The sequence below is a fragment of the Streptomyces sp. DS1-CR2 genome (assembly GCF_055760475.1).
This window is the reverse complement of the sequence record NZ_CM147085.1, coordinates 2,426,928-2,445,456: the sequence shown is the minus strand read 5'-3', so window position 1 is coordinate 2,445,456 and position 18,529 is coordinate 2,426,928. Positions and strand designations below refer to the sequence as shown.

The 18,529-nt window shown below is 70.0% G+C and carries 21 protein-coding genes and 2 pseudogenes; 15 read left to right on the top strand and 8 right to left on the bottom strand.

The window, feature by feature from the left end; genetic code table 11:
• Nucleotides 1–32: 32 nt before the first annotated feature.
• The 4 genes and pseudogenes from ACY0PA_RS12105 to ACY0PA_RS12090 form a co-directional block, all read right to left on the bottom strand.
• The gene (locus tag ACY0PA_RS12105; protein WP_473084624.1) at nt 33–803 is read right to left on the bottom strand and encodes an ABC transporter permease; all 771 of its coding nucleotides are present in this window, start codon (nt 801–803) and stop codon (nt 33–35) included.
• A gap of 88 nt (nt 804–891) precedes the next feature.
• The gene (locus ACY0PA_RS12100; RefSeq protein ID WP_473084623.1) at nt 892–1,815 is read right to left on the bottom strand and encodes an ABC transporter ATP-binding protein; all 924 of its coding nucleotides are present in this window, start codon (nt 1,813–1,815) and stop codon (nt 892–894) included.
• A gap of 55 nt (nt 1,816–1,870) precedes the next feature.
• Nucleotides 1,871–2,236 (bottom strand): AAC(3) family N-acetyltransferase, encoded by a 366-nt coding sequence (locus tag ACY0PA_RS12095; RefSeq protein WP_473084622.1) that lies wholly within the window; start codon nt 2,234–2,236, stop codon nt 1,871–1,873.
• A 52-nt stretch (nt 2,237–2,288) separates the two neighbouring features.
• A pseudogene (locus tag ACY0PA_RS12090) lies at nt 2,289–2,518 on the bottom strand (AAC(3) family N-acetyltransferase); the annotation flags it as partial.
• Nucleotides 2,519–2,834: 316 nt separating this feature from the next.
• On the opposite strand from ACY0PA_RS12090, the gene ACY0PA_RS12085 reads away from it, so the two are divergent.
• From ACY0PA_RS12085 to ACY0PA_RS12045, 9 genes and pseudogenes are all read left to right on the top strand, one after another.
• Nucleotides 2,835–3,596: a helix-turn-helix transcriptional regulator gene (locus ACY0PA_RS12085; RefSeq protein ID WP_473084621.1), complete on the top strand. Its 762-nt coding sequence runs from the start codon at nt 2,835–2,837 to the stop codon at nt 3,594–3,596.
• A complete protein-coding gene (gene sufB / locus ACY0PA_RS12080) occupies nt 3,593–5,017 on the top strand; it encodes a Fe-S cluster assembly protein SufB (RefSeq protein ID WP_227294060.1) in 1,425 nt (474 codons plus the stop codon). Before ACY0PA_RS12085 ends, sufB begins: the two co-directional genes overlap by 4 nt.
• A 58-nt stretch (nt 5,018–5,075) precedes the next feature.
• Nucleotides 5,076–6,254, top strand: coding sequence for a Fe-S cluster assembly protein SufD (sufD, locus tag ACY0PA_RS12075; protein ID WP_473084620.1), 1,179 nt, complete (start codon nt 5,076–5,078; stop codon nt 6,252–6,254).
• Entirely contained in the window at nt 6,254–6,586 is a 333-nt protein-coding gene (locus tag ACY0PA_RS12070) for a non-heme iron oxygenase ferredoxin subunit (protein WP_473084619.1), read from the top strand. Before sufD ends, ACY0PA_RS12070 begins: the two co-directional genes overlap by 1 nt.
• 7 nt (nt 6,587–6,593) lie before the next feature.
• Nucleotides 6,594–7,358: a Fe-S cluster assembly ATPase SufC gene (gene sufC / locus ACY0PA_RS12065; protein ID WP_100592409.1), complete on the top strand. Its 765-nt coding sequence runs from the start codon at nt 6,594–6,596 to the stop codon at nt 7,356–7,358.
• Nucleotides 7,355–8,611, top strand: coding sequence for a cysteine desulfurase (locus tag ACY0PA_RS12060; RefSeq protein WP_100592410.1), 1,257 nt, complete (start codon nt 7,355–7,357; stop codon nt 8,609–8,611). The genes sufC and ACY0PA_RS12060 overlap by 4 nt, the downstream gene beginning before the upstream one ends.
• Before the next feature lie 105 nt (nt 8,612–8,716).
• Entirely contained in the window at nt 8,717–9,178 is a 462-nt protein-coding gene (gene sufU / locus ACY0PA_RS12055; RefSeq protein WP_100592411.1) for a Fe-S cluster assembly sulfur transfer protein SufU, read from the top strand.
• Nucleotides 9,175–9,507: a metal-sulfur cluster assembly factor gene (locus tag ACY0PA_RS12050; protein WP_100592412.1), complete on the top strand. Its 333-nt coding sequence runs from the start codon at nt 9,175–9,177 to the stop codon at nt 9,505–9,507. Before sufU ends, ACY0PA_RS12050 begins: the two co-directional genes overlap by 4 nt.
• A gap of 214 nt (nt 9,508–9,721) precedes the next feature.
• A pseudogene (locus tag ACY0PA_RS12045) lies at nt 9,722–9,958 on the top strand (hypothetical protein); the annotation flags it as partial.
• A gap of 72 nt (nt 9,959–10,030) precedes the next feature.
• Here the strand turns inward: ACY0PA_RS12045 and ACY0PA_RS12040 are convergent.
• On the bottom strand, nt 10,031–11,167 hold the full coding sequence (locus ACY0PA_RS12040) for a DUF7847 domain-containing protein (protein ID WP_473084618.1): 1,137 nt from the start codon (nt 11,165–11,167) through the stop codon (nt 10,031–10,033).
• Between the two features lie 55 nt (nt 11,168–11,222).
• On the opposite strand from ACY0PA_RS12040, the gene ACY0PA_RS12035 reads away from it, so the two are divergent.
• The 5 genes from ACY0PA_RS12035 to ACY0PA_RS12015 all read left to right on the top strand — a co-directional run bounded on the left by ACY0PA_RS12035 (nt 11,223) and on the right by ACY0PA_RS12015 (nt 15,212).
• Nucleotides 11,223–11,543, top strand: coding sequence for a DMT family transporter (locus tag ACY0PA_RS12035; protein ID WP_116502752.1), 321 nt, complete (start codon nt 11,223–11,225; stop codon nt 11,541–11,543).
• Nucleotides 11,543–12,148 carry a TetR/AcrR family transcriptional regulator gene (locus tag ACY0PA_RS12030; protein WP_473084617.1) on the top strand — a complete coding sequence of 202 codons (606 nt, stop codon included), beginning with the start codon at nt 11,543–11,545 and terminating at the stop codon, nt 12,146–12,148. The genes ACY0PA_RS12035 and ACY0PA_RS12030 overlap by 1 nt, the downstream gene beginning before the upstream one ends.
• A gap of 54 nt (nt 12,149–12,202) precedes the next feature.
• Nucleotides 12,203–13,204 carry a 2,3,4,5-tetrahydropyridine-2,6-dicarboxylate N-succinyltransferase gene (dapD, locus tag ACY0PA_RS12025; RefSeq protein ID WP_473084616.1) on the top strand — a complete coding sequence of 334 codons (1,002 nt, stop codon included), beginning with the start codon at nt 12,203–12,205 and terminating at the stop codon, nt 13,202–13,204.
• A 176-nt stretch (nt 13,205–13,380) separates the two neighbouring features.
• Nucleotides 13,381–13,992 carry a SigE family RNA polymerase sigma factor gene (locus ACY0PA_RS12020; protein WP_473086298.1) on the top strand — a complete coding sequence of 204 codons (612 nt, stop codon included), beginning with the start codon at nt 13,381–13,383 and terminating at the stop codon, nt 13,990–13,992.
• Nucleotides 13,989–15,212, top strand: coding sequence for a WD40 repeat domain-containing protein (locus ACY0PA_RS12015; RefSeq protein WP_473084615.1), 1,224 nt, complete (start codon nt 13,989–13,991; stop codon nt 15,210–15,212). The genes ACY0PA_RS12020 and ACY0PA_RS12015 overlap by 4 nt, the downstream gene beginning before the upstream one ends.
• 58 nt (nt 15,213–15,270) lie before the next feature.
• On the opposite strand, the gene dapA is transcribed toward ACY0PA_RS12015, so the two are convergent.
• Entirely contained in the window at nt 15,271–16,173 is a 903-nt protein-coding gene (dapA, locus tag ACY0PA_RS12010; RefSeq protein ID WP_473084614.1) for a 4-hydroxy-tetrahydrodipicolinate synthase, read from the bottom strand.
• Between the two features lie 208 nt (nt 16,174–16,381).
• On the opposite strand from dapA, the gene ACY0PA_RS12005 reads away from it, so the two are divergent.
• Nucleotides 16,382–16,618, top strand: coding sequence for a hypothetical protein (locus ACY0PA_RS12005; RefSeq protein ID WP_473084613.1), 237 nt, complete (start codon nt 16,382–16,384; stop codon nt 16,616–16,618).
• A gap of 79 nt (nt 16,619–16,697) precedes the next feature.
• On the opposite strand, the gene ACY0PA_RS12000 is transcribed toward ACY0PA_RS12005, so the two are convergent.
• Both ACY0PA_RS12000 and ACY0PA_RS11995 read right to left on the bottom strand, forming a co-directional pair.
• On the bottom strand, nt 16,698–17,492 hold the full coding sequence (locus tag ACY0PA_RS12000) for an ABC transporter permease (RefSeq protein WP_473084612.1): 795 nt from the start codon (nt 17,490–17,492) through the stop codon (nt 16,698–16,700).
• Nucleotides 17,489–18,508, bottom strand: a complete 1,020-nt coding sequence (locus ACY0PA_RS11995) for an ATP-binding cassette domain-containing protein (RefSeq protein WP_473084611.1) — start codon at nt 18,506–18,508, stop codon at nt 17,489–17,491. Before ACY0PA_RS11995 ends, ACY0PA_RS12000 begins: the two co-directional genes overlap by 4 nt.
• Nucleotides 18,509–18,529 lie beyond the last annotated feature (21 nt).

Genomic DNA, 18,529 nt, shown 5'->3' with positions numbered 1-18,529 from the left:
ACGATTGTGACGCCCCGCACGTGCCGTACGGCCTACTCCCAGCGGAAGAAGCGGGCCGCGGCGCCCAGGCCGAGGACCGCCCAGACCGCGAGGATCCCGAGGTCGCCCCACGGCATCGCCGCGCCGTGCTGAAGGACGTCCCGCAGCCCGTCGGAGAGCGCCGAGATCGGCAGCAGCCCGAGGACGGTCTGCGCCGCGTCCGGGAACTTGTCGAGCGGCACGATGACGCCGCCGCCGACGAGCAGGAGCAGGAAGACCAGGTTCGCGGCGGCCAGCGTCGCCTCCGCCTTGAGCGTGCCCGCCATGAGCAGCCCGAGCCCGGAGAACGCGGCCGTGCCGAGGACGAGCAGGAGCAGCACGGCGAGCGGGTTGCCCTGCGGGGACCAGCCGAGCGCGAAGGCGATCACCGTCACGAGGATCACCTGGAGGACCTCGGTGACCAGCACGGACAGCGTCTTCGCGGTCATCAGGGCCCAGCGCGGCAGCGGCGAGGACGCAAGCAGCTTGAGTACGCCGTAGCGGCGCTCGAAGCCCGTCGCGATGGCCTGGCCCGTGAACGCGGTCGACATGACGGCGAGCGCGAGGATGCCCGGGGCCAGGAAGTCCACGGCCTTCCCGTCGCCCGTGTCGACGATGTCGACCGCGCTGAACAGGACGAGCAGCAGGGTGGGGATGATGACGGTGAGCAGCAGCTGCTCACCGTTGCGCAGGAGCATCTTCGTCTCGAGGACGGCCTGCGCGCCGATCATGCGGGACAGCGGCGCGGCCCCCGGCTTCGGCGTATACGTACCGGCGACACTCATCCGCGCAGCTCCCTGCCGGTCATTTCCAGGCTGTGTCTTCCCGGGGGGCGACCCCGGGACCCCCGGCCGGGGGTCGGCTGGGCCTTGTTCATCCCCGCAGCTCCCTGCCGGTCATTTCCAGAAAGACGTCTTCGAGGGTGTGGCGTTCGACCGAGATCTTCTCCGGCATCACGCCGTGCTGCGCGCACCACGACGTCACCGTCGCGAGCAGCTGCGGGTCGACCTCGCCGCTGACACGGTACGAGCCGGGGGTGAGCTCGGCGGCCGCGGAGTCCGTCGGGAGGGCCTTGAGGAGCGAGGCGACATCGAGCCCCGGGCGTCCGGAGAAGCGCAGGGTGTTCTCGGCGCCCCCGCGGCACAGCTGCTCGGGGGAGCCCTGCGCGATGACGCGGCCCGCGTCGATGATCGCGACGTCGTCGGAGAGTTCCTCCGCCTCGTCCATGTGGTGCGTGGTGAGGATGACGCAGACGCCGTCGGACCGCAGATCTCGTACGAGGTCCCAGGTCGCGCGGCGTGCCTGTGGGTCGAGGCCGGCGGTCGGCTCGTCCAGGAAGACGAGCTCGGGGCGGCCGACGACGGCCATGGCGAGCGCGAGGCGCTGCTGCTGGCCGCCGGAGAGCCTGCGGTACGTGGTGCGGCCGCAGCTGCCGAGGCCGAGGCGCTCGATCAGCGCGTCCACGTCCAGGGGGTGCGCGTGGAGCTTCGCCGTATGGCGGAGCATCTCGTCCGCGCGGGCGCCGGAGTAGACGCCTCCGGACTGCAGCATCACGCCGATCCGGGGGCGCAGTTCGCCCGCCTGGGCGACGGGGTCGAGGCCGAGGACCCGGACCGTTCCCGCGTCCGGACGGCGGTAGCCCTCGCAGGTTTCGATCGTGGTGGTCTTTCCGGCGCCGTTGGGGCCGAGGACGGCGGTGATGCCGGCCGAGGCCTCCAGATCGAGGCCGTCGACCGCGGTCTTGGTTCCGTACCGCTTGACCAGACTCTGGATCCGGACGACGGGCTCGCTTCGCATGAGCGCCAAGTCTAAGGACGTGCCACGAGTCCCCGGCGGGCGGGGCCCATGGCGCTCAGGTCCGGCGCCTCGCCAGCCATCCCTGGGCGTACGCGACGGCGTCGGCCACCGGGAAGAGCAGGGCCTCCGCCCCGCCCACCCGGCCGCGTACGACCGCGCGGTCGCGTTCGAAGGCCGCGCCGAGTTCGTCGAACCCGTCGGCGCTGACGTCGACCTCGGGCACCGGCTCCCAGCGCCGGCCACCGGGGGTGAGGACCGCGCGTCCCCTTTCGGTCCACGGGGAGGCCATCCGGTACTCGGCGAGATGGAAGGCCGTACAGGTGGCGAAGGTCGTGCCAAGGAGGAGCACGCGCGCGTTCTGTTCCTCCAGGCGGGCCAGCGGACTGTGCTCGCCCGAGGGAGCAGTCGGTGGTGTGACCATCCGTGATCGCGGCGGCCCGCGGCCCGCGGCCCGAGCGCCGCGTACGACGTCTGGGGGTGCGCGCTGCGCAGTGCCTCGGGCCGACGGTCTCGGTGATCACGCCCATGCCGTCGCCGGGCGTGATTGCCGGGTCGGACGCGGGCATCGACGCGCGGATCTCGGCCCACCACTCCTGAGGCACGGGGGGCCTGCGCCACTGGGCCGGGTCGAGTTGCCGCCGGTGTGCGTGGGGACGGTGAGTGTCCCGTTCGGGCCAAGCGCGTCGAGCAGACCCTGGACCACGGAAACGGCCCCTCCGCAGACCCGGCCGAGCGCGCTCAGGGAGGAGAGGAGTGGAGCGAGGGGGAGGGTCTCGCCGGGGAGGACGCCGAGGGCGCGGAGGTCGGTGGTGAGGGTGGTCCGGGTGACAAGTGGGCCGGTGGGAGGGGGTGCAGGCAGGGGGTGCAGCGTTCTTCGCAGAGGTGGGCGGCACCACCGGATTGATCGATCAAAGATCGTTTCCGCAGGTCATCTTAGGTATGCCTAAGTGATGCAGTGCACCGGAGATCGTTCCGGACCCCGCTTGTCAGGGCTTGAGGAATTACGCAACAATGGCGTTGTGAAATACGTCGGCGAGGCTCAGGAGGCTCCCCAGGGGGCCCCGCAGGAGGAGATCGCGACCGGTGAGCGTTCGACGCGCAACCGGGTCGCCCGCTCCATCCTGGACCACGGCCCGTCCACCGTCGCCGATCTGGCCGGCCGCCTCGGTCTCACCCAGGCGGCCGTGCGCCGCCATCTCGACGCGCTGGCCGCCGACGAGGTCGTCGAAGCACGTGAACAGAAGATCTACGGAGCCCGTACGCGCGGCCGTCCCGCCAAGGTGTTCGCCCTGACGGACTGCGGCCGGGACGCCTTCGACCAGTCGTACGACAAGCTCGCCGCCGACGCCCTGCGCTGGATCGCGCAGCGCGAGGGCGGCGAGGAGGCCGTCGTCGCCTTCGCCCGCGCCAGGATCGCCGAGCAGGCCGGTGCCTACCGTGCTGCCGTCGAGTCCGCCGCCCCCGAGGAGCGCACGGAAGCCCTCGCCAAGGCCCTGAGCGCCGACGGGTACGCTGCTACGGCGCGAAGCGCACCGGTCGGCGAGCAGCTGTGTCAGCACCACTGCCCGGTCGCACACGTCGCCGAGCAGTTCCCGCAGCTGTGCGAGGCGGAGACCGAGATCTTCTCCCAGCTGCTCGGCACACATGTGCAGCGGCTGGCCACCATCGCCCACGGCGACGGGGTGTGTACGACCTTCATTCCGAAGATCGCACCCAAGTCCACCGCCCCAAAAAACGACACAAACGCATCTGCAAGCACCGCCGGGAGGAACCCCGCATGACGCTCCCCATCGAGGAGACTGCCCACCCCGAGCTCGAGGGTCTGGGCAAGTACGAATACGGCTGGGCCGACTCCGACGCCGCCGGTGCCTCTGCCAAGCGCGGCATCAACGAGGACGTCGTCCGCGACATCTCGGCCAAGAAGTCCGAGCCGGAGTGGATGACCAAGCTCCGCCTCAAGGGACTGCGCCTCTTCGACAAGAAGCCCATGCCGAACTGGGGCTCGGACCTGTCGGGCATCGACTTCGACAACATCAAGTACTTCGTGCGGTCCACCGAGAAGCAGGCCCAGTCCTGGGAGGACCTGCCCGAGGACATCAAGAACACGTACGACAAGCTCGGCATCCCCGAGGCGGAGAAGCAGCGCCTCGTCGCCGGTGTCGCGGCCCAGTACGAGTCCGAGGTCGTCTACCACCAGATCCGCGAGGACCTGGAGGAGCAGGGCGTCATCTTCCTGGACACCGACACGGCCCTGAAGGAGCACCCGGAGCTCTTCAAGGAGTACTTCGGCACGGTCATCCCGGTCGGCGACAACAAGTTCGCGTCGCTGAACACGGCCGTGTGGTCCGGCGGATCCTTCATCTACGTCCCCAAGGGCGTGCACGTCGAGATCCCGCTCCAGGCCTACTTCCGTATCAACACGGAGAACATGGGCCAGTTCGAGCGGACGCTGATCATCGTCGACGAGGACGCCTACGTCCACTACGTCGAGGGCTGCACGGCGCCGATCTACCAGTCGGACTCCCTGCACTCCGCGGTGGTCGAGATCATCGTGAAGAAGGGCGCCCGCTGCCGTTACACGACCATCCAGAACTGGTCGAACAACGTCTACAACCTGGTCACCAAGCGCGCCGTGGCGTACGAGGGCGCGACCATGGAGTGGATCGACGGCAACATCGGCTCCAAGGTCACCATGAAGTACCCGGCCGTCTACCTGATGGGCGAGCACGCCAAGGGCGAGACCCTTTCCATCGCCTTCGCGGGCGAGGGGCAGCACCAGGACGCCGGCTCCAAGATGGTCCACATGGCGCCCAACACCTCCTCCAACATCGTGTCGAAGTCGGTGGCCCGTGGCGGCGGCCGTACCTCGTACCGCGGTCTGGTCGAGATCGGCGAGGGTGCCGCCGGCTCCAAGTCGAACGTGCTGTGCGACGCGCTGCTCGTCGACACGATCTCCCGCTCCGACACGTACCCGTACGTCGACGTCCGCGAGGACGACGTGTCCATGGGCCACGAGGCGACGGTCTCCAAGGTCTCCGACGACCAGCTCTTCTACCTGATGAGCCGCGGTATGACGGAGTTCGAGGCGATGGCGATGATCGTGCGCGGCTTCGTCGAGCCGATCGCGAAGGAGCTGCCGATGGAGTACGCCCTCGAACTCAACCGGCTGATCGAGCTGCAGATGGAAGGCGCCGTCGGCTGACGGCCGTCCCCACAGGCAGCGAACCAGACTTATCCAGGAAGAGAGCACCACGACAGCCATGGCTGAGGCTCAGAACATCCCGGTGGGTTCGACCACCGCCGGATCCATCGCGGTGGCCGCCGAGTCCACCGTCGCGACGCGCATGAGCGCGCCCCCGTCCTACGACGTCGCGGACTTCCCGGTCCCGCACGGCCGTGAGGAGGAGTGGCGGTTCACGCCGCTCGAGCGGCTGCGCGGCCTGCACGACGGGACGGCGGTCGCCCAGGGCGGCCTGCGCGTCGAGGTGAGCGCCCCCGCGGGCGTCACCCAGGAGACCGTCGGGCGCGACGACGCCCGCGTCGGCAAGGCCGGCAAGCCGGTGGACCGGGTCGCCGCCCAGGCGTTCTCGTCCTTCGAGAAGGCCTCGGTCGTGTCCGTCCCCAAGGAGATGGTGCTCACCGAGCCCATCCGCATCGCCGTGCACGGCGAGGGCGGCACCGCCTTCGCGCACCAGGTCATCGAGCTCGGCGCGTTCGCCGAGGCCGTCGTGGTCATCGACCACACCGGTGACGCGGTGCTCGCCGCCAACGTCGACTACATCCTGGGCGACGGCGCCAAGCTGACCGTCGTCTCCGTCCAGGACTGGGACGAGAAGGCCGTCCACGTCGCGCAGCACAACGCGCTCGTCGGCCGCGACGCCTCCTTCAAGTCCGTCGTCGTCACCTTCGGCGGTGACCTCGTCCGGCTGCACCCGCGCGTGAACTACGCGGGTCCCGGCGGCGAGGCCGAGCTGCTCGGTCTGTACTTCACCGACGCCGGCCAGCACCAGGAGCACCGCCTCCTCGTCGACCACGACGCCCCGCACTGCAAGTCGAACGTCGCCTACAAGGGCGCGCTCCAGGGCCAGGACGCGCACGCCGTGTGGATCGGTGACGTCCTCATCGAGGCCACCGCCGAGGGCACGGACACGTACGAGCTGAACCGCAACCTGGTTCTGACCGACGGCGCCCGCGTGGACTCGGTCCCGAACCTGGAGATCGAGACCGGCGAGATCGTCGGCGCCGGCCACGCCTCGGCGACCGGCCGCTTCGACGACGAGCAGCTCTTCTACCTGCGCTCGCGCGGCATCTCGGCCGAAGATGCCCGCCGCCTCGTGGTCCGCGGCTTCTTCGCCGAGCTTGTCCAGCAGATCGGTCTGCCGGACGTCCAGGAGCGCCTGCTCGCCAAGATCGAGGCCGAGCTGGAGGCTTCCGTCTGATGGCCGTCGACCGTGCCCGGTTCACCCGGGCCTGCGGATTGAGCGAGCTGGAGGAGGACACCCCGAAGCGGGTGGAACTCGACGGCACGCCGGTCTCGGTCGTCTACACCGAGGGCGAGGTGTTCGCGATCAACGACATCTGCTCGCACGCGAACGTGTCGCTCTCCGAGGGCGAGGTGGAGGACTGCCAGATCGAGTGCTGGCTGCACGGCTCCTCGTTCGACCTCCGCACCGGTAAGCCGTCCGGCCTTCCCGCGACGCGCCCCGTCCCCGTTTACCCCGTAAAGATCGAAGGGGACGACGTACTCGTCTCCCTCTCCCAGGAGTCCTGAGGCACCCATGGCAACGCTTGAAATCAAGGACCTGCACGTCACCGTCGAGGCCGACAACTCCACCAAGGAGATCCTCAAGGGCGTCGACCTGACCGTGAAGCAGGGCGAGACGCACGCCATCATGGGCCCGAACGGCTCCGGCAAGTCGACCCTCGCCTACTCCATCGCGGGTCACCCCAAGTACACGATCACCCAGGGCACCGTCACCCTCGACGGCGAGGACGTCCTCGAGATGTCCGTCGACGAGCGCGCCCGCGCCGGCATGTTCCTCGCCATGCAGTACCCGGTCGAGGTCCCCGGCGTCTCGGTCTCCAACTTCCTGCGCACCTCGGCCACCGCGATCCGCGGCGAGGCCCCCAAGCTGCGCACGTGGGTCAAGGAGGTCAAGACCGCGATGGAGCAGCTCCAGATGGACCCTGCCTTCGCCGAGCGCAACGTGAACGAGGGCTTCTCCGGCGGCGAGAAGAAGCGCCACGAGATCCTCCAGATGGAGCTCCTCAAGCCGAAGATCGCGATCCTCGACGAGACCGACTCCGGCCTCGACGTCGACGCGCTGCGGCAGGTCTCCGAGGGCGTCAACCGCGTCCGCGAGACCGGCGAGGTCGGCACCCTGCTGATCACGCACTACACGCGCATCCTGCGCTACATCAAGCCGGACTTCGTCCACGTCTTCTCGCAGGGCAGGATCGTCGAGTCCGGCGGCCCCGAGCTCGCCGACAAGCTCGAGGCCGAGGGCTACGAGGCATACACGAAGGGCGGCGCATCCGCGTGACACAGCTGCCGGGCCTCCTCGACACCGAGGCGATCCGCAAGGACTTCCCGATCCTCGACCGGGTACTTCACGACGGCAAGAAGCTCGTGTACCTGGACAACGCGGCGACCTCGCAGACGCCGCGCCAGGTCATCGACACGCTCAGTGAGTACTACGAGCAGCACAACGCCAACGTCCACCGGGGCGTGCACGTGCTCGCCGAGGAGGCCACGGCGCTGTACGAAGGTGCGCGTGACAAGGTCGCGGCCTTCATCAATGCGCCGAGCCGCGACGAGGTCATCTTCACCAAGAACGCCTCCGAGTCGCTCAACCTCGTGGCGAACATGCTGGGCTGGGCCGACGAGCCCTACCGCGTGGACCACGAGACCGAGATCGTCATCACGGAGATGGAGCACCACTCCAACATCGTGCCGTGGCAGCTGCTCTCGCAGCGCACCGGCGCGAAGCTGCGGTGGTTCGGGCTGACCGACGACGGCCGCCTCGACCTCTCCAACATCGACGAGATCATCACCGAGAAGACGAAGATCGTCTCGTTCGTCCTCGTCTCCAACATCCTGGGCACCCTCAACCCGGTCGAGGCCATCGTGCGCCGCGCCCAGGAGGTCGGCGCCCTCGTCCTCATCGACGCGTCCCAGGCCGCCCCGCACATGGTGCTCGACGTGCAGGCGCTCCAGGCCGACTTCGTGGCCTTCACCGGCCACAAGATGTGCGGCCCGACGGGCATCGGCGTCCTGTGGGGACGCCAGGAGCTCCTCGAGGACCTGCCGCCCTTCCTGGGCGGCGGCGAGATGATCGAGACCGTCTCCATGCACTCGTCGACGTACGCGCCGGCGCCGCACAAGTTCGAGGCAGGTACGCCCCCGATCGCCCAGGCCGTCGGCCTCGGCGCGGCCGTGGACTACCTGACCTCGATCGGCATGGACAAGATCGCCCAGCATGAGCACGCGATCACCGAGTACGCGGTGAAGCGTCTCCTCGAGGTCCCGGACCTGCGGATCATCGGTCCCACCACGGCCGAGGACCGCGGCGCCGCGATCTCGTTCACGCTCGGTGACATCCACCCGCACGACGTGGGCCAGGTTCTGGACGAGGAAGGCATCGCGGTCCGCGTGGGTCACCACTGCGCCCGCCCCGTCTGCCTCCGCTACGGAATTCCTGCGACGACGCGAGCGTCGTTCTATCTGTACTCCACGCCCGGCGAGATCGACGCGCTGATCGACGGCCTGGAGCACGTACGGAACTTCTTCGGCTGAGGGGCTGGCTGGGGACGTGCTGTGCTATCCCGGGGGACAACCCCCGGACCCCCGGCCGGAACGGCACGTGGCACGAGGTCTGGTAGAGACGCGAGGTTGGTTGGTGTGAAGCTGGATTCGATGTACCAGGACGTCATCCTGGACCACTACAAGCACCCGCACGGGCGCGGTCTGCGCGATGGCGACGCCGAGGTGCACCACGTCAATCCGACGTGCGGCGACGAGATCACGCTGCGCGTGAAGTACGACGGCTCTACGATCAGTGACGTCTCGTACGAGGGCCAGGGCTGCTCGATCAGCCAGGCTTCGGCCTCTGTTCTGAACGAGCTGCTCGTCGGCAAGGACCTGGCCGAGGCGCAGAAGATCCAGGAGACCTTCCTGGAGCTGATGCAGTCGCGGGGCAGGATCGAGCCCGACGACGCGATGGAGGAGGTGCTGGAGGACGCGGTCGCGTTCGCCGGTGTCTCCAAGTACCCGGCCCGTGTGAAGTGCGCCCTCCTGAGCTGGATGGCGTGGAAGGACGCGACGGCCCAGGCGCTGGACGGCGCGGAGAGGAAGACGGCATGAGCGAGACTGTGACCACCAAGCCGGCGTCCGAGGAAGAGGTCCGCGAGGCCCTCTACGACGTCGTCGACCCCGAGCTGGGCATCGACGTCGTCAACCTCGGCTTGATCTACGGCATCCACATCGACGACGCCAACATCGCCACGATCGACATGACGCTCACGTCCGCGGCCTGCCCGCTGACCGACGTCATCGAGGACCAGGCGAAGTCGGCCACTGACGGCATCGTGAACGAGCTCCGGATCAACTGGGTCTGGATGCCGCCGTGGGGCCCGGACAAGATCACCGACGAGGGTCGCGAGCAGCTGCGCGCGCTCGGCTTCAACGTCTGATCGCTCCCTCTGGTCATTCACACCCGTACGGCCCCCTGTGCTCCCGGCACGGGGGGCCGTGCTGTCTGGTGCTCGTTCATGGTCGCGGTGTGTACGCCTGTAGTTGACGCACGTCGCGTGGCCGAAGGTTCTCGTCGACACCGGGAACGTCACCGTCACCGTCACCGGGTCGGACGCCACCCGGCAGGTGGCCGTCGCCGCGCAGGGCCGTGGCTTGTACCAATGGGACGCCGTCGCGGGACACGCGCCGGTCAAGTGGATGGACCTGCCGACGAGCGACCCCGGCGGCTGCGAGGCCGTGGTGAGCGTGCCCGACCTGACGCAGTCCGGCGCCCGCGCGCAGCTCCTGACCGACAACGGCTCCGCCGGCCTCTACGGCGACGGTACCGAGGCCAAGGACCTCACGCACCCGGAGCGGAAGAAGTCCAGGGCCGCCTGGTTCGGCGTCACCGGCTGGTCCGCGGGCGTGGAGCGGGCCTGCCCATGCAGGCCCGCTTGTGGTGCCCGATCCGAACGAAAGACCCTAGGCGTCGGACCGGGACGCGAGCTCCAGGGTGTGGGCGAGGCCCTCCCTGCGGATGCGCTGGTCGATGTAGAGCAGCGCGGTGACCAGCGGCAGGAACACCGAACTCACCAGCTGCACCAGCAGGTTGAGGATCATGGACAGGGCCATGATGAAGCCCAGCTGCGGCAGCATCGCCTCGAACACGTCGGACGCGCTCCGACCCGGCTCGTACGCCTGCACAGTCGTGTCGGGCATCGCGATCTGGAGCGGCACGCGCACCGCGAGCGACACCACCATCATGATCACGCCGGCCAGCAGGGAGATGCCGAACGTGCGCCACCAGGCGCCCCGCACGAGGCGCGCCGAGCGGCGCAGCGCCTGGATCGGCCCGGCCTCCTCGAGCGTGGCGGCCGCCGGGCCGAACAGGAACAGGACGTAGACCCAGACCACGAGCGGCACCGTCACCGCCAGGAGCAGGAACAGCATGCCGACCGGCGCGACCGACTGCGTGAGCAGCATGACCACGATCGACACGAAGAACGCCACGGCCAGGCCCGCCGGAATCAGCGCGATCAGGCCCATCAGCAGGCCCACGCCGAGCACCGAAGGGGTGCGGGACCAGGCGCGCCGCCACACCGCCCCGAAGCGTGCGGGTCGGCCGAGCACCGCCTCGCGCAGCACCACGGTGCACGAGGACTGGATGAACGCCGTGCCGACCGTGAGCGCCAGCATGCCGACGGCCCACACCACGCCGAACGCGGTGAACACCGGCCGCGCGTGGCTCCACTCGAACTCGGTGTGCCGGTCGAGGAGCGCCCGCACGTCGTCGGAGACGGCCGCGTAGGCGAGTGCCAGCGCGCCCGCCATGAGCGCGGCGAGCACCGCGTACACGATGAGGACGGTGCCGAACAGCGGCTTCGCGTAGCGGCGCATCGTGGTGAAGGCGCCGCCGAGTATCCGGTCGACGCCGAGCGGGGCGAGCGGGATGACGCCGGGCTGCGGCGGGGGAGGCGGCGGGGTCCAGGCACCGCCCCAGCCGTAGCCGCCCGGTCCGTATCCGGGTCCCTGACCCGGTCCCTGTCCCCACATGTCCGTCATCTCGCCGTACTCCCAGGAGTAGCTCGTCCCTGTGGCCCCCCACAGTGATCGCGACACGATAGCCCGACCGTGCTGTGTACGCCCGTACACAACGTTGCGTACACTCGTACACATGGGATACGTACTGCTCTCCGGCGCCATCGCGGCGGAAGTGGCCGCCACCACCGCCATGAAGTACAGCGAAGGATTCAGCCGGCTCTGGCCCTCCCTGATCACCGTCTCCGGCTATCTGATCGCGTTCGCGCTGCTCGCCCAGACGCTGAAGACCGTGCAGGTCGGGACCGCGTACGCGATCTGGGCCGGTGTCGGCACGGCCGTCATCGCCGGAATAGGGATGCTCTTCCTCGGCGAGGCGATGACCGCGGCCCGGCTCGCGGGCATCGCCCTGGTCATCGGCGGCGTGGTGCTGCTCAACCTGGGCGGCGCCCACTGATGGCGCGGCGCTACGACCCCGAGCGGCGGCAGCGCATCATCGACGCCGCGATCCGGGTGGCGGGCGAGAAGGGCATCGGCGGGCTCAGCCACCGCAGCGTCGCCGCCGAGGCCGATGTGCCGCTCGGCTCGACGACGTACCACTTCAAGACCCTCGACGAACTGCTGGTCGCCGCGCTGCGCCAGGCCAACGAGGGGTTCGCGAAGGCCGTCGAAGGCAGCGCCGTCCTCGAGGCGCCGCGCTCCCGGCTCGCCGCCGGGCTCTCCGCGGTCCTCGGCGAGTGGCTCGCCGGTGACCGCACCGGCGTCGAGCTCGAGTACGAGCTGTATCTCGCCGCCCTGCGCAGGCCCGCGCTGCGGCCCGTCGCCGCCGAGTGGTGCGCGGGTCTCGCCGCCGGGCTCGCGCGCCGCACCGACCCGGTCACGGCCCGCGCGCTGGTCGCCCTGATGGACGGAATCTGCCTCCAGGTGCTGCTCACGGACGCCGTCTACGAGGAGGAGTACGCGCGCGACATGCTCGCGCGGGTCATCGACGGAGCGCCCGGCGAGGACGCGGACGGTGCCGCGGCCGACCGGCCGGGGGAGCGCGGCGCGCCCGGTACCTGAGACACCGGCCGTACCGGTTCGCCCCCGCGGCGCACCTCCGGTTAGGTTTCACTCATGTCTGACTCTCCCGCCAGCACCACCGCTCAGCGCACCACCGGCGCCGTCGCCGCAGGCCTCGCCACGCTCACCGCCGACGGCACTGTCCTCGACACCTGGTTCCCCGCCCCGTCCCTCCAGGACGAGCCGGGCCCGGCCGGCACCGAGCGGCTCTCCGCCGAGCGCGCCGCCGAACTGCTCGGCGAGGGCGCCGCGAAGGCCATCGGCACCGACGCCCGCCGCGGTGTGGAGACCGTCGCCGTGCGCACGGTCATCGCCTCGCTCGACGACAAGCCGCTCGACGCGCACGACGCGTACCTGCGCCTCCACCTGCTCTCCCACCGGCTGGTCAAGCCGCACGGGCAGAACCTGGACGGCGTCTTCGGCCTCCTCGCCAACGTCGCCTGGACCTCGCTCGGCCCGGTCGCCGTCGACGACGTCGAGAAGGTCCGCCTCAACGCCCGCGCCGAGGGCCTGTACCTCTCCGTGACGTCCATCGACAAGTTCCCCCGCATGACGGACTACGTCGCGCCGAAGGGCGTCCGCATCGCCGACGCCGACCGCGTCCGGCTCGGCGCGCACCTCGCCGAGGGCACCACCGTCATGCACGAGGGCTTCGTCAACTTCAACGCCGGCACGCTCGGCACGTCGATGGTCGAGGGCCGCATCTCCGCCGGCGTCGTCGTCGGCAACGGCTCCGACATCGGCGGCGGTGCCTCCACCATGGGCACGCTCTCCGGCGGCGGCAACGTCCGCATCACGATCGGCGAGCGCTGTCTCGTCGGCGCGGAGGCGGGCGTCGGCATCGCCCTCGGCGACGAGTGCGTCGTCGAGGCCGGCCTGTACGTCACCGCCGGCACGCGCGTCACGATGCCCGACGGCGAGATCGTCAAGGCCCGCGACCTGTCCGGCGCCTCGAACATCCTCTTCCGCCGCAACTCGGTCTCCGGCGCCGTCGAGGCCCGCCCGAACAACGCGGTGTGGGGCGGCCTGAACGAGATTCTGCACAGCCACAACTGACGCACCCCGCAACCGAAGTGGCCCGCACCGGCATCCGGTGCGGGCCACTCGCGTCATCCCGCGCACCATGTCCCGCGCATTTCTCGCGCACGCAGGCATAGCGAGGGGGCACCGCGCGCGTCACCAGGAACAGCAGGGGGGCAGCAGGGCCGCCCGACGGGGAAGAGAAGGTGAAGATGGATGCGGGCAGGGAAGCACCAGCGGGGTATGCCGGGCAGACGGCGGGCGAGGCGGGTGCGGATCGCTGGGACAGCTTCCGCGAGTTCGTGGCGAGCAGGTCGTCCGCGCTCCTGAGGACCGCGGTGCTCCTCAGCGGGGGCGACCGGCACGCCGCCGAGGACCTGCTCCAGAACGCGCTGATCAAGGCGGCCGGACGCTGGCACCGGATCGACGAACCGGAGGCCTACGTACGGCAGATCCTCTACCGCCAGCAGATCAGCAGATGGCGCCTGAAGTGGCGCGGACGGGAACTGACCGTCGCCGAGCCGCCGGAGAGTCGTACAGGGGTCGACTCTTCCCACGCCGCCGACCTGCGCATCGTGATGCGCACTGCGCTCGCCAGGCTCACCACCCGGCAGCGCACCGTACTCGTCCTGCGTTACTTCGAGGACCTGCCCGAGGCGGACGTCGCCCGCCTGCTCGGCTGTTCGGTGGGCACGGTGCGCTCGACCACGCACCGCTCGCTCGCCAAGCTGCGCAGCCTCGCGCCCGAGCTCGCCGCGCTCGGTCCGGCCGACGCCGAAGACCTGCCGTCCCGTGACTTCTCGCCCATGGAGGTGCGTCCGTGAACGTCGATGAACTGCTCCGTGACGCACTGCGCGAACAGGCCGCCGACGGCGCGACCGTACCGTCCGGCTTCGCCGACCGGGTGCTCGCCGTGCGGCACCGCCGCCGGGTCCGCGCCATCGCGGGAGCCGCGGTCGCCACGGCCGCGGTCGTCGTCGCCGCGGTCGCCGTGCCCGTCCTGAACTCGGGCGGCCAGGACGTACGCCCCGCGAGCCAAATGAACCAGAGCGACATCATCGCCCACCCGGACCAGTCGCCGCCGCGGGACCTCATCGCGGCGGGAGACACGGCGCTGGCCGCGTTCTCCACGTACAAGAAGGTCGGGCTGCCGGGCCGGGACGCCGAGATGCGGCGCACCTTCGGGCTGCTCAACCAGAAGACCGGCAAGTACGACAGGACCACCCGGTGGTCGTGGGTGGACGTGGCGCCCGGCATGCGGACGGCCGCCGTCCTGGAGAAGCGGCTGCCCGTCGACCGCATCGGCCTGCTCGACCTGATCACCGGCAAGGTGGAGCGGTGGATCGAGCTCGACAAGGGCGTGGGCGGTGTGACGTTCTCGCCGGACGGCAGGAAGCTCCTCGCCACGACGTACTCCAAGAGCCCCGACCATCTGTACTGGTCGCACAAGATGAACGAGAACGGCAAGGACCAGCCGGGGCCGGTCGCCAGCCGGACCGGGTTCGCCGTCGTCGACGTCGCCTCCGGCAAGGCCGACTGGCACGAACTTCCCTTCTGGAAGGACGAGATGGGCTGGTCGCCGAACGCGCGCGCCGACCTCGCGTTCAGCCACGACGGCAAGCTCGTCTACGAGCGGATCCCGATGGAGCCCGGCCGGATCTACTACGACCTCAACGGCCGCAAGGTGGCCACACCCGCCGTGGAGAAGCATCTGTCGTGGGTGGAGGCGGGGCTCTCGCCGGACGGCAAGCTCGTCGCGGGTGACTTCGCCGGCCAGGGCGACGAGATCGCCTCGGCGATCGTCGATCCGCTCAGCGGCAAGATGATCACCAAGGTGCCGGGGCAGCAGCTGCTCGCCTGGGCCGACAACAAGCGGCTCATCGCCTGGGGCTGCGACCCGAAGAAGTGCAGCGGCAAGGGCGAGTTCCACAACCAGCTGCTCCTGCTCACCATCGGCAGCGACAAGGTCGTCCAGCTCAGCGACTTCCGCAAGGCGTCCGACGACTATCCGGGCCGCTGGACACCGCAGTTCACGACGCGCTGACCGAGGATGCGTCTGTCCGGCCGGGGGTCCGGGGGTTGTCCCCCGGGAAGGCACAGCACTACGCGCTGACGAGGCTCTCGTACGCAGACAGCAGCCCGTCGGTCACCTCGTGGCCGGCGGGCCGCAGTGGTGCGCGGACCGGGCCGGCAGGCAGGCCGAGCGCGCCGAGCAGCGCCTTCGCGGTGACCGTGCCCGGCAGGCCGGACGCCATCATCAACCCCACGAGGGGCGCGGCCAGTTGCTGGCGCCGGGCCGCCTCCCGGGTGTCGCCCGCGTCGAAGGTGTCCAGGACGGCCCGCAGCGCGCGCGGCGCCACGTTCGCGACCGTCGACACGAAGCCCGCCCCGCCCACCGCGTACAGCGGAAGCGCGAACTCCTCGCAGCCCGCGTAGTACGCGAGACCGGTCGCGCCGAGCACCTTCTGCGTGCCGAGCATGTCGTACGCGCAGTCCTTGACGGCCACGATCCGGGGGTGGGACGCCAGCCGGATCAGGGTGTCCGGCTCGATGCGCGTGCCGGTGCGGCCCGGGATGTCGTACAGCATCACCGGCAGCCCCGACGCGTCCGCGATCTCGCGGAAGTGCGCCTCCATGGCGTCCTGCGGCGGGCGGCTGTAGTACGGGCTGACGACCAACAGGCCGTCCGCGCCCGCCTTTTCGGCCCCGGCCGCCAGCTCGACGGTGTGCCGCGTGTCGGCCGTGCCGATGCCCGCGACGACCGGGACCCGCTCCCCGACCGCGTCCTTCACGGCCCGCACGAGCGCCGCCTTCTCCTCGTCCGACGTCGTCGGGGACTCGCCGGTGGTGCCGGACAGGACGAGACCGTCGCAGCCCTCGGCCACCAGGTGGGCCGCCAGGCGCTGCGCGCCGTCCAGGTCCAGGGCGCCGTCGTCGGCGAACGGCGTGACCATGGCGCACAGGGCGCGGCCGAAGGGCGGGTGCGGGGAGTTCGTGAGGCTCATAGGTGCAGTCTCGGCGCCCCGGCCATGCGACTCCACTTAATTCCCCTACGAGGTAGCGGCAAGTCTTGCTAAGCAGTCGAGGGTGCGTGGCCGAGTTCCGCCGGGATATTGGCCGAGGGGTGACCTTCAGGGAGTGCGCCCGGATTCCGAGTTATCAGGAAGAAGTTGCACGTATGCGTAGACATATAAAACGTATAAGGATCCCGTGGTGCGTGACATCGTCCTGGCCCTCGCCGGTCCCCTGCTGATCTGTACGAGTGGCATCTACGCCGCGTGTGACGGCTGGTGGCGCCGCAGGCACCCCGCGCCGGACCCGCACTCACATGCCGGGCGCCGCCTCGCCGCCGAACGGGCGGTGGCCGACGCGGAGGCGATCGTGGCCGACCGGTACGCGATCCTCGCCGAGGCGGAGCGCAGCGCCGCGCGGCTCGGGGGACAGCAGTAGGGCGGGGCGCTCACTCCCTGTCGGTGAGTGGGCGCCCCGCCCTTGTGTGTGCCTGTGCTCTGTGCTCTGTGCTCTGTGTTCAGCGCTTACCGATGCTGTTGAAGAGCGAGCGCGACCAGACGTAGCCGAGTACGGCCAGCGCCACGCACCAGGCCACGGCCAGCCACCCGTTGTTGCCGATCTCGGTGCCGAGCAGCAGTCCGCGCACCGTCTCGATGGCCGGGGTGAACGGCTGGTACTCGGCGATCGGCTGGAACCAGCCCGGCATCGCGTCGACCGGCACGAAGGCGCTGGACAGGAGCGGCAGGACCATCAGCGGCATGGCGTTGTTGCTGGCCGCCTCCGCGTTCGGGCTGGAGAGGCCCATCCCGACCGCGATCCACGTGAGCGCCAGGGAGACGAGCGCCAGCAGTCCGACCGCCAGGATCCACTCCAGGGCGGTGGCGTCAGTGGCGCGGAACCCGATCGCCACGGCGACGGCCCCGACGAGCACCACGCTCATCACGCATTGCAGCACGCTCCCGACGACGTGCCCGATGAGCACCGACCCGCGGTGGATCGACATCGTACGGAAGCGGGCGATGATGCCCTCGGTCATGTCCATGGAGACGGACACCGCGCTGCCGATCGTGGTGCCGCCGATGGTCAGCATCAGGATGCCCGGGACGAGATAGGCGATGTACGCGGAGCGGTCCGCACCGCCACCGCTGATGCCCGCGCTCATCACGTCCCCGAAGATGTAGACGAAGAGCAGCAGCAGCACGACCGGCGTGAGCAGCAGATTCAGCGTCATGGAGGGGTAGCGCCGCGCGTGCAGGAGGTTGCGGCGCAGCATCGTGGACGAGTCGCGCACGGCGAGGGACAGGGAGCTCATCGGGCGGTCTCCTTGGGCTGGTTCGGCTGGTTCGGCTGGGCGGGCACGCCGGCGCCGCCGGTCAGGGCGAAGAACACGTCGTCGAGGTCGGGGGTGTGCACGGTCAGCTCGTCCGCCTCGATGGCGGCGGCGTCCAGCCAGTCGAGGAGGGAGCGCAGCTCGCGCTGGCTGCCGTCGCTGGGGAGCTGCAGTGCGAGGGCCTCGTCGTCCCGGTGGGCTTCGCGCAGTGCGAGGGCGGCGGACTGGTAGGCGTCCGGGTCGGTGAAGCGGAGCCGGATGTGTCCGCCGGGAATGAGCCGCTTGAGTTCCTCGGCGGTGCCCTCGGCGGCGATCTTGCCGTTGTTGAGTACGGCGATGCGGTCGGCGAGTTCGTCGGCCTCATCCAGGTACTGGGTGGTGAGGAAGACGGTGACCCCGTCGGAGACCAGCTCGCGGATGATGCCCCACATGTTGTGACGGGCGCGCGGGTCGAGGCCGGTGGTGGGTTCGTCGAGGAAGATGATCCGCGGGCTGCCGACCAGCGTCATGGCGATGTCGAGGCGGCGCTTCATGCCGCCGGAGTAGGTGGAGGCGGGCTTCTTCGCGGCGTCGGTCAGGTCGAACCGCTCGAGCAGCTCGGCGGCGACCCGCCGCCCCTCGCGCTTGGACAGGTGGTGCAGGTCCGCCATGAGGAACATGTTCTCCTCGCCGGTGATCAGCCCGTCGACGGCGGAGAACTGACCGGTCACGCCGATTGCGGCACGCACGCCTTCCGGTGAAGTGGCGACGTCGTGGCCCGCGACCTGGGCCTGGCCACCGTCGGCGGAGATGAGCGTGGACAGGATCTGCACGGCGGTGGTCTTGCCCGCGCCGTTCGGCCCGAGCAGCGCGAACACGGTGCCGGCCGGGATGTGCAGGTCGATGCCGTCGAGGACGGTCTTGTCGCCGTAGGACTTGCGCAGATCGGCGGTGGAGACGGCGGCGGGCGGCTGCTGGCCGTTGCCCAACCTGGGCGTGGGCATGACAGACGAAGGCATGGAGCCCTCCCAATCGAAGGC